Source organism: Hoeflea sp. BAL378, from assembly GCF_000759435.1.
Classification (GTDB): domain Bacteria; phylum Pseudomonadota; class Alphaproteobacteria; order Rhizobiales; family Rhizobiaceae; genus Hoeflea.
Genome location: NZ_JRJG01000136.1, coordinates 26190 through 36171, shown reverse-complemented (window position 1 = coordinate 36171; position 9982 = coordinate 26190). Strand labels below are relative to the sequence as shown.

Sequence of the window (9982 nt, the reverse complement as noted above, 5' to 3'; positions counted from 1 at the left end):
GCCGAGAGGCCGCGCGGCGCCGGCAGCCGGCGGACATCCTCCGGCCCGGACGCCGGGGCAAGGCAGCCGAGGCTCGCCAGCGTCTCGCGCACCGCCTGGTCGAGCGGCGTGCGCGGCTCCGCGCCCAGAAACGCCACCAGCCTGTCATTGCGCATATGCAGCGCCGTGCGCCACAGGTAGCGCATTTCGCTCAGTTCGCGGAACAGCGGCACGAAGGGTTGCGCCAGAGGCAGCATCCACCAGGGGAAGCGCTTCACCCGCAGATGGGGCTTGCCGGTGACGCGGCGGATGGCCTCGGCCATTTGCAGGCCGTCATGATCCCAGAAACCTTCCATGTGGAAGCGGGCCAAGGGCGGCAATTCGTCGGCCCGGTCCACCAGCCGCACCATGGTCTCGGCGATATCGGGCAGATAGGCCCATTGGTGGCCGACGCCGGGATCGGCCGGGTTGGTGATCGCCTTCAAGGGCGCGCCGGGCTTGACCACCGCCTGGGCGAACCAGGTGTTGCCGGCGCCGGGACCGAAGAAGTCGCCCGCGCGCACCAGGATGACCTGGGTGCCGTCCCGGGCGGCGGCCTCGAGCCGCTGTTCGAGCGCCACCCGGATCCGTCCCTTCGTGGTGACCGGATGCTGCGGACTGTCCTCGACCACATGGTCGAAGACGTCGGGTCCGTAGTTGTAGATCGTGCCCGGCATCAGGATGCGCGCGCCCGAGGCCTTGGCGGCGGCGATGGTGTTGTCGATCATCGGCAGCACCAGCGTGCCCCAGTTGCGGTAACCGGGCGGATTGACGGCGTGAACGATCAGGTCGGCGCCGGCGGCGGCCCGCATCACGTCGTCGCGGTTCATCGCGTCGCCGTCGACCCAGTCGTACTGCGGCGCCTTGAGCGCCTGGGCAGCGGCAGTGCGGTGCATGGCGCGGACGGCATGGCCGCTGGCCGCGAGCTTTTTGGCCACCGCGCCGCCGATGCCGCCGGTGGCGCCGAGGATCAGGGCGAGCGGCTTCCGCCGCTCCGGTTCTGCTTGTGTGTGGGTCTGGGTCATGGTCGTTCTCCTTGGGTTGCGACAGGAGCAGTATCGCGGTGCGCCTGATTAAACGGAATTGCGATAAATTCTGGAGCTGCTATACATTTTCGAATGATCAAGCCCGCGCTCGACTGGGATCACTACCGCACCTTCCTCGCCATCCTGGAGGAGGGATCGCAATCGGCCGCGGCGCGCGTGCTGGGGCTCACCCAGCCCACCGTCGCCCGCCATCTCGACGCGCTGGAAGCCGCCGCCGGCAAGCCGCTGTTCCTGCGCTCGCCCCAGGGCCTGGCGCCAACCGAGACGGCGCTGAGCATGCGCAGCTCAGCCGAGACCATGGCGGCGAGCGCCGCGGCGCTGGTGCGCGCCGCTTCCGGCGACACCCTGAGCCCGGAAGGCACGGTGCGCATCTCCACCAGCGAGGTGATCGGGCTGGAGGTGCTGCCGCCGCTGCTGGCCGAGCTGCAGGAGCGCTATCCGAAGCTCTCGGTCGAGCTGTCGCTGTCGGACGCGGTCGAGGACCTGCTCAAGCAGCAGGCCGACATCGCCGTGCGCATGGTCGAGCCGACACAGGGCGCGCTGCTGAGCCGCCGCATCGGCGGCATCCCGATCGGCCTGTTCGCCCATCGCCGCTACCTCGAGCGGCACGGCACGCCCGGGACCATCGAGGATCTCGCCGCGCACCGGCTGATCGGCTTCGACAGCCAGCTCCCCTATGTGCGCGACATCCTCAAACGGCACTCCGAGATGGCCGCCCTCCGCTTCGATTTCCGCTCCGACAGCAATGTCGCGCAACTGGCGATGATCCGGGCCGGAGGCGGCATCGGCATGTGCCAGGTCGGCCTCGCCGCCCGCGACCCGGATCTGGTGCGGCTGCTCGCCGGAAAGATCGAACTGCACCTGATGACCTACCTGGTCATGCACGAGACGCTCAGGGCGGTGCCGCGCTGCCGGGTCGCCTTCGACGCGCTGGCCGAGGGCCTCATCGCCTATCGATCGGCCACCGCCGGACCGGCCCCGTGACCGGCCGCGCCGGCGGGTCGACGTGGAACTTTACGAGCGCCGTGCCGTTAAGCTGCGGGCGTTCATGCTCAAGGGATCTCACATGCGAATCACCATGATTCTCAATCAGGATGGCGGCACCATTCGGGGAATGGATGCACGCGAATTCGGCGACATGGCCTGCGCCCGGCTGGCCGGCCCGGAGAATGACTGCGTGGTCCGCCTGGTCTCGGGCAAGGACCTGGTCAAGGCGCTCGACGCGGCGGCAGAGGACAAGGACACCGGCACGATCGTCGCGGGCGGCGGCGACGGCACGATTTCGGCCGCCGCGACCGCCTGTTTCCACTCCGGCAAGACGCTGGGCGTGATCCCGCTCGGCACGATGAACCTTTACGCCCGCAGCCTCGGCCTGCCGCTCGATCCGCAGGCGGCCGTCGAGGCGCTGGCCACCGCCACGGCGCGGCCGCTCGACATCGCCACCGCCAATGGCCGCCCCTTCATTCACCAGTTCTCGGTCGGCCTGCATGCAAGGCTGGTGCGCGAGCGCGACAAGCTCGACACCTCGACCCGCGCCCGCAAGATCGCCTCCACCCTCAACACCCTGGCGCGGGTGATCATGAACCCGCCGCGCTTCGGCGTGGAGATCGACACCGGCTCGGGCGCCTCGCGCCCCACCGTCTCGATGATCTCGGTCTCCAACAACATCTTCGGCGACACCCCCCTCTCCTACGCCACGGTTCTCGACGGCGGCGTGCTCGGCGTCTACAGCTCGCGCGCGCTCGCCACGGCAACGGTCGCGCGCATGACGCTGCTCGCGGCGCTGGGCAAACTCCAGGACGATCCCGACGTGACCACCACCTCGGCGCAGAAGGTGACGCTGCGCTTTCCCGACCGGCGCGCCGGCTCCAGGGCCGCCATCGACGGCGAAATCGTGACGCTCGACAAGGAGGTCGAATGCGTCTGCCATGCAGGCGCGCTGACCGTGCTGGTTCCCGATACCTATGCCGGAGAGACGGAGGCCTGAACCGCGCGGGCCGAAACCGCGTACAGGATCAGGTGAACCGCAACAGTCTCGAAAGGCATGTCCATGAACACCCCTGACACGATCCTTTGCCCGATCGCCGCCCGTCCGGCCCTGCGGGAGTGCGCCCGATGATCATTCCAGCCGGTTTCCTCAAGGCCTGGGCCGGCGCCGCGGCCTTCCTGCTGATCGTCGACGCCGTCTGGCTCGGCCTCGTTGCCCGCGGCTTCTACAGCCGCCAGCTCGGCGACCTGATGCTCGAAAGCCCGAAACTGTCGATCGCCGCGGTGTTTTACGTGATGTATTCGGCCGCCATCGTGATCCTGGCGTCAGCGCCCGCCGCGCGCTCCGGCGCGCTCACCGACGCGCTGCTGCTGGGCGCCATCCTCGGCTTCGCCGCCTACGGGACCTACGACATCACCAACCTGTCGACGCTGAAAAACTGGCCACTGGCCATGAGCCTGGTCGACATGGCCTGGGGAACGCTGCTGACCGCGGCCGTCTCCGGCGTGGGGTACTGGCTGCTGCGCTGAGGACGTCGCGGGGTTAATTCCGGGCGGTCCGGGCAGAAAACGGTCGTGCACTCGTCACATCACGGTGCTAGGGAATCGCGCTGTTTTGATCCGGAGCCGACAATGGAAAACCTGCCCAACGTCATCAAGGCCTATATCGCCGCCTACAACGCCAAGGATGTGCCGGCCATGCTGGCGTGCCTGTCCGAAGACGTGTCCTTCCGCAACATCGCGGGTGGCGCGGTGACGGCCGAGACATCCGACAGGCAGGGCTTTGCCGAAATGGCCGAGTTCGGCGCCTCCGCCTTCGTCACCCGGCACCAGCAGGTGACCAACGCGATCACGGTCGCCGAGACGACGCTGGCCGAGATTGCCTACACGGCGGTCGTGGCTTTCGACCTTCCCAACGGCTGGAAGGCGGGCCAGGAGATCGCGCTCACGGGCGCATCGCTGTTTCGCGTCGAGAACGGCAAGATCACCGCCATCGTCGATCAGAGCTGACACGGCGGGAAGTTCACCCGGCGGAGACGCACATTCACCGCCAGGAAAGAGGCCTGAAACCGGGGCGGCTGCCGCCCCGGTCGCAATCGTCGGAAAAGCGGCTCAGCGCAGCGAGGCGCAGAAGCGCTGGATGCGGTTGCAGGCTTCCTCGAGCTGTTCTTCCGAGGTGGCGTAGGAGATGCGGAAGTTGGGGCCCAGGCCGAAGGCCGAGCCGTGGACGACGGCCACGCCTTCGGTCTCGAGCAGTTCGGTGACGAAATCCTCGTCGGTTTCGATCACCTTGCCCGAGGGCGCGGTCTTGCCGATGCAGCCGGCGCAGGACGGGTAGACGTAGAACGCGCCTTCCGGCACCGGGCACTGGATGCCCTTGGCCTGGTTGAGCATCGACACCACGAGGTCGCGGCGGCCGCGGAAGATCTCCTTGTTCTTCGGGATGAAATCCTGCGTGCCGTTCAGGGCTTCCACCGCCGCCCACTGCGCGATCGAGCAGGCGCCCGAGGTCTGCTGGCCCTGGATCATGTCCATCGCCTTGATCAGCTCCAGCGGCCCGGCGGCATAGCCGATGCGCCAGCCGGTCATGGCATAGGCCTTCGACACGCCGTTCATGGTCAGCGTCCGGTCCTTGAGCGCGGGCTCGACCTGCGCCGGCGACGTGAAGACGAAATCGCCATAGGTCAGGTGCTCGTACATGTCGTCAGACAGGATCCAGACCTGCGGATGGCGCATGAGCACCTCTGTCAGCGCCTTGAGCTCGGCCTCAGAATAGGCGGCGCCCGAGGGGTTGGACGGCGAGTTGAACATCAGCCATTTGGTCTTGGGCGTGATCGCGGCTTCGAGATCGGCCGGCTGCAGCTTGAAATCGTTCTCGATTGTGGTCGAAACGAACACCGGGGTGCCGCCGCAGATCGCCACCATTTCCGGATAGCTCACCCAGTAGGGCGCCGGGATCACCACCTCGTCGCCGGGGTTCAGCGTCGCCATGAAGGCGTTGAACAGGATCTGCTTGCCGCCGGTGCCGACGATGGTCTGCTGCCAGTCGTAGTCGAGGCCGTTCTCGCGCTTGAACTTGGCGGCGATTGCCTTGCGCAGTTCGGGAATGCCCGAGACCGGCGTGTACTTGGTCTCGCCGCGGTTGATCGCATCGATCGCCGCCGCCTTGATGTTGTCGGGCGTGTCGAAATCCGGCTCGCCTGCGCCCAGCCCGATCACGTCGCGGCCCTTGGCCTTGAGCTCGCGCGCCTTCTGGGAGACGGCGATGGTGGCGGATGGTTTGACCCGGGAAAGGGCGTTGGCGAGAAAGGCCATGGAATGCGCTCCGGTGCTGGACATGATGCAAATGGCGCGGCGCCCGCGCCCGTGTGTCTCTATGTCGCAACGACGGCGCCGATGCAAGCTTCCAGGCCGGCCGGGAGGGGCAGATTTAACCTTGGGGAAAGATTTGTCGGCTAGACTTCTCCCTTAACGGCTGCACGCCAAATGGAGACCTGCGCGACATGCCAGGGCGTCGCGATCCGCATTTCCTGCAAGATGACCGGGGCTTCTACACCACGTCCTACGGTCCTTTTGTGCTGCGCTCCGCATTCCAGCCGATCTTCAGCCAGGACCAGCAGGGCCACCTGACCATCGAGGCCTTCGAGGCGCTGATCCGCCCGCAGCGCACCGGTCAGCATGTCTCGCCGGGACATTTCTTCTCGATGGTCGAGCAGGACGACGCCATCGCCGTCGACACCCTGTGCCGGGAACTGCACATCCTCAACATGGGCAGGCTCGGCCGCAGGAAGGCCCGGCTGTTCATCAATTTCAATCCCGGCCTGTTCGACGCGGTCGCCGACATCGACGCCGAGGTCGACCACATGGTCGAGGTCACGATCAAGGCCGGCCTGCGTCCGGGCAGGATCGTCTGCGAAATCACCGAACAGGGCAGCAGCGACGAGGCGGTGCTCCACCGTCTGGTCGACGGCCTGCGCTCGCGGCTGTTCAAGATCGCCGTCGACGATTTCGGCGCCGACGAATCCGACACCAGGCGGGTGGACGATCTCAGGCCCGACTTCATCAAGTTCGACGCGGCCTGGGTGCGCCGCTTCACCGAGACCTCGGCAGGCCTGGGACTGCTCAAGCTGATGGTGGAGCAGTTCATCGAACGCGGCATCACCGTGCTGTTCGAAGGGCTCGAGGAGGAGCACCAGGTCCGCTTCTGCCAGGAGATCGGCGTGCAGCTTATGCAGGGCTATGCGCTGGCGCGGCCGGAAATCGTGCCTGCGACCTTCGATGACCGCTTTCCCGAGGAGCCGCCCCAGCAGCCGCTCCGCGCCTCCGGCCTGCTGCGCGGCGTCCTGGCCCATGGTGACCAGGCTGAGGGCCCGTCGCCGGCGTTCCCGCAGCGGCCCGCCCTGCCCCGCCGCCCCGCCAGCTTCGGCAAGCGCACCCGCTAAGCGCGAACCGATTCACTTTGCGTTAACCCTTGACATAATCTTGACACCACAAGTGTGCGCCTTTGCCACAATCCAGTCCGATTGGCGACGCGTTCAGACAGTTAAGTGTCCCCGAACAGCACAGATCGGGGAAAGATCATGTTTACGGATGACGACTTCCTTCTCTCCAAGCCCACCAGGCGCGAAAGCGTCGCTGTCATCAGAATTGCGCTGATGGCGGCTGTCGGGTGCCTGATGCTTCTTGCCGCGCTGGTCATCCAGGCCCGCGCCCAGCCTGACTTCCGTCCGCACGGCCCGACCGGCGCGATGCAGACCGTAACGCCTCCTGAGGCGCCTCACGCAGCGAGGGGAGCCCCGGTCGCTCCGTCAGTCCCGTGACACCCGTGTGCCGAGCGCGGCGAGCCGCTCCGAAACAGCCGCGAGGGCCGAGTCGGGGTTCGCCAGCCCTGGCACCACCAGCGGCGCTTCCCGATCGCGTTCTATCACCAGCGAGCCCGCGCCGGTGATCCACCCCGAAAGCCCGCGCCTGAGCGCGAGGCCTGTCACCGCGGAATAGGCGACGACGACGGGATCGCGCACCGGAAAGCCCGGATGCGCCTCCAGATGGGCGCCGCGCAGCGCGAGCCGCGTGGTCGACAGCCGCAGGCCGGCATAGGCCAGGAGGCAGGGCACGCCGATGACCAGCACCACCAGGCAGACCCGGGCAATCGCCCCCTCGCCGCGGCCGGCCATATAGAGAGAGAGCCACAGGCCGCCATACCCGACGGCCACCACCACTGTCGGCAGGAACAGCGCCAGCGCGCTGGCGCGCCAGGCGGTCCGGCGGCGGGCCGCACCCGGGTCAGTGTGCATGCCGTCAATCCGCGAATCGGCGCTGTCCATGACCGGCGAGTGTAGCCGGAATTTCGCAATCGTCATCGGCGAGGTTGACGCGCGGCGACCTTTTCATCCGCCGCGCGCGCCCCATATCACCCGGAAGCCCAACCAGACGGTCAAGGAGGTGACAATGTCACACACCCCAATCCATCCCGCCCCGGTTCGTTCTGGGCGCCTCATCCCGGCCGCCGGCCTGGCGATGGCGCTGGTGGCCGCGCCCGCCGAATGGGCGGTGGCGGCCGACACGGTCCCCACCCAGGAAGTGAGCATCACCGTCGAGACCGTCGCCTCCGGCCTCAATCATCCCTGGGCGGTGCTGTCGCTGCCCGACGGCGCGCTGCTGGTCACCGAGCGCAGCGGCGCCTTGCGCGTGGTGCGCGACGGCGAGGTCTCCGCGCCCGTCTCCGGCCTGCCCGAGGTGGCGGCCCGCGGCCAGGGCGGCCTGCTCGACATCGCGCTGGCCAGGGATTTCGCCACCAGCCGCACCCTGTTCATGAGCTACAGCACCCGCGGCGACGGCGGCATGGGCACCGCGATCGCCCGCGCCCGGCTCTCCGAAGATGCCAGCGCGCTGACCGATGTCGCGGAAATCTTCAGCATGAACAGGTTTACCGGAACCGCCCGGCACTTCGGCTCGCGCATCGCGGTGGCGGAGGACGGCACCCTGTTCTTCACCATCGGCGACCGCGGCGAAGGCGACCGGGCGCAGGATCCGGACGACCATGCGGGGTCAGTGCTGCGGATTGCCGCCGACGGCTCGATCCCCGCGGACAACCCGTTCGCTGGCGGCGGCGGCGCCGCCGAGATCTGGTCGACCGGCCACCGCAACCCGCAGGGCATGGACATCGATCCCGAGACCGGCGTGCTCTACGCCGTCGAACACGGCGCGCGCGGCGGCGACGAGGTCAACCTTCCCCAGCCCGGGCGCAACTACGGCTGGCCGAAGATCTCCTACGGCCGCCACTATTCCGGCGCCGAGATCGGCATCGGCACCGCCGCCGAAGGCTTCGAGCAGCCGATCCATTACTGGGACCCGTCGATCGCGCCGGGCGGCATGGCGGTCTATCGCGGCAAGATGTTTCCCGAATGGGAGGGCGACCTCCTGGTCGCGGCGCTGAAATTCCAGTTGCTGGTCCGGCTTGACCTCGACGGCGAAACCGGCGAAGTCCTGTCGGAGGAACGGATGCTCAAGGGCGACTACGGCCGGATCCGCGACGTCCACGTCGCCCCCGACGGCGCCGTGCTGCTGGCGACCGACGAGGACAACGGCCGGATCCTGCGGCTGTCGCGAACCGAACCGGTCACCGACTGAGCCATCCGGCAGAGTTCCGGTCCCCGGCCCCGCCAGGGCCGGCGGCTGCGATCGAGAAAGCTGGAGTTGAGCCATGATCAAGACCATCGCGCTGGGCGGCGCGGCACTCATTGCGATGGCGCTTCTCGCCTTTGTCCTGATCGGCCGCGAACGGAGCTGGGAGCTGATTGCCGGATCGCCCGATCCCGGCCCCCGCGATTTCAGCCTGAACCTGCGCAGCCCCTCGCCCAACGATGCGCTGGCCTGCAGCCCCGGGCTCTGCGAGAATCCCGATTTCGAGATCCCGCCCGTCGACGACGCCCCGCCGGTCGCCATCGAGCGGCTGTCGCAGCGGCTGGGCAGGATCGACGGACTGGCGCGCCGGGTCGACGACCGCAGCGACCCGCGCAAGGCGCGCTTCGTCACCTACTCGCCGATGATGCGGTTTCCCGACGTGATTCATCTCGAAGCCAGGCCCATGGCCGACGGCCGCACCGGACTGATGGCCTATGCGGCGGCACAGCTCGGCAAATCGGACATGGGCAAGAACCGCGCCCGGCTCGAAGCCTTGTTCTCCGGCCCCTGATCTCGCCGCGCTGTGACGGGCGCGGAAAGCGCCCGTCCGCCCTGCCCGATCAGCCGCCGCGGGCTTTCTCGAAAGCCGCGATGTCCTCGGCCAGGTCTTCGTACTCCTCGCAGGTCGTGGAGCCGCAAAGCGTCTCGATGGTCGCCAGTTCGGCACGGGCGCCCTCGACATCGCCCTTCATCAGCAGCGCCTCTCCGTAATACTCCCGGACCAGCGAATAGGCCGGGTCGATCTCGATGGCCTGGCGATAATAGCCGATCCCGACCTCGAGCCGGCCATCCTTGCGATGGGCGTAGCCGAGGAAATTGAGGATGCGCTTGTCATTGCGATCGGAGGCGAGGCTCAGGACGTGGATCGCCTCGTCGTAGCGGCCGGCATAGGCAAGATCCCGCCCGGCCTCGTAGATGTTGTTGTCATCCAGCGCGCCGCTTTGCGGCGGAACGCATTTCTTCTGGCGATTGTCCCAGACCTTGCCGTTCTCGCATGTGCTGGACTTGCCGTCCGAACCGCCATCCCCGGCGGCGAAGGCCGGCAGCGACACCGCCAGTCCCAGCGCGGCGGCCAGTAGGAATTCACGACCATGCCTGCTCATCACGCTCTCTCCCTGGTTTGACCGGCCGCTTCCATCGGGCCGACGCCGTCCTCTCCCGCGATCTTGAAGCCGGATCGGCGGGAGTCAAGCAGGCCGCAGATCACATCCGCGAGATCGGCGGCCGGCCGCCGCCGGCTTGCCGCT

General features: G+C 67.8%; 11 protein-coding genes. 7 read left to right on the top strand and 4 right to left on the bottom strand.

The window, feature by feature from the left end; all coding sequences use genetic code 11:
* A partial coding sequence (locus tag LL06_RS22305; protein ID WP_081964137.1) for an NAD(P)H-binding protein occupies positions 1-1043 on the bottom strand: 1043 nt, incomplete at its 3' end.
* A gap of 93 nt (positions 1044-1136) precedes the next feature.
* Here LL06_RS22305 and LL06_RS22300 point away from each other — a divergent pair.
* The 4 genes from LL06_RS22300 (at position 1137) to LL06_RS22285 (ending at position 4061) form a co-directional block, all read left to right on the top strand.
* Positions 1137-2048, top strand: a complete 912-nt coding sequence (locus tag LL06_RS22300) for a LysR family transcriptional regulator (protein WP_035532120.1) — start codon at positions 1137-1139, stop codon at positions 2046-2048.
* Between the two features lie 82 nt (positions 2049-2130).
* Entirely contained in the window at positions 2131-3051 is a 921-nt protein-coding gene (locus LL06_RS22295; protein ID WP_035532117.1) for a diacylglycerol kinase family protein, read from the top strand.
* A gap of 128 nt (positions 3052-3179) precedes the next feature.
* Entirely contained in the window at positions 3180-3581 is a 402-nt protein-coding gene (locus LL06_RS22290; protein WP_035532114.1) for a DUF2177 family protein, read from the top strand.
* Positions 3582-3683: 102 nt separating this feature from the next.
* Positions 3684-4061: a nuclear transport factor 2 family protein gene (locus LL06_RS22285; protein ID WP_035532111.1), complete on the top strand. Its 378-nt coding sequence runs from the start codon at positions 3684-3686 to the stop codon at positions 4059-4061.
* Positions 4062-4163: 102 nt separating this feature from the next.
* On the opposite strand, the gene LL06_RS22280 is transcribed toward LL06_RS22285, so the two are convergent.
* The gene (locus tag LL06_RS22280) at positions 4164-5366 is read right to left on the bottom strand and encodes a pyridoxal phosphate-dependent aminotransferase (protein WP_035532108.1); all 1203 of its coding nucleotides are present in this window, start codon (positions 5364-5366) and stop codon (positions 4164-4166) included.
* Positions 5367-5554: 188 nt separating this feature from the next.
* On the opposite strand from LL06_RS22280, the gene LL06_RS22275 reads away from it, so the two are divergent.
* Positions 5555-6493 (top strand): EAL domain-containing protein, encoded by a 939-nt coding sequence (locus LL06_RS22275; protein ID WP_035532105.1) that lies wholly within the window; start codon positions 5555-5557, stop codon positions 6491-6493.
* 366 nt (positions 6494-6859) lie between these two features.
* Here LL06_RS22275 and LL06_RS22265 read toward each other — a convergent pair whose 3' ends face one another.
* Complete coding sequence (locus LL06_RS22265; RefSeq protein ID WP_152599724.1) at positions 6860-7345, bottom strand: hypothetical protein; 486 nt, start codon at positions 7343-7345, stop codon at positions 6860-6862.
* A 223-nt stretch (positions 7346-7568) separates the two neighbouring features.
* On the opposite strand from LL06_RS22265, the gene LL06_RS22260 reads away from it, so the two are divergent.
* Both LL06_RS22260 and LL06_RS22255 read left to right on the top strand, forming a co-directional pair.
* Complete coding sequence (locus LL06_RS22260) at positions 7569-8681, top strand: PQQ-dependent sugar dehydrogenase (RefSeq protein WP_052161824.1); 1113 nt, start codon at positions 7569-7571, stop codon at positions 8679-8681.
* 73 nt (positions 8682-8754) lie between these two features.
* Positions 8755-9246, top strand: coding sequence for a DUF1499 domain-containing protein (locus tag LL06_RS22255; RefSeq protein WP_035532097.1), 492 nt, complete (start codon positions 8755-8757; stop codon positions 9244-9246).
* Between the two features lie 49 nt (positions 9247-9295).
* Here LL06_RS22255 and LL06_RS22250 read toward each other — a convergent pair whose 3' ends face one another.
* Positions 9296-9838, bottom strand: a complete 543-nt coding sequence (locus tag LL06_RS22250) for a tetratricopeptide repeat protein (protein ID WP_035532094.1) — start codon at positions 9836-9838, stop codon at positions 9296-9298.
* Between the last annotated feature and the right edge of the window lie 144 nt (positions 9839-9982).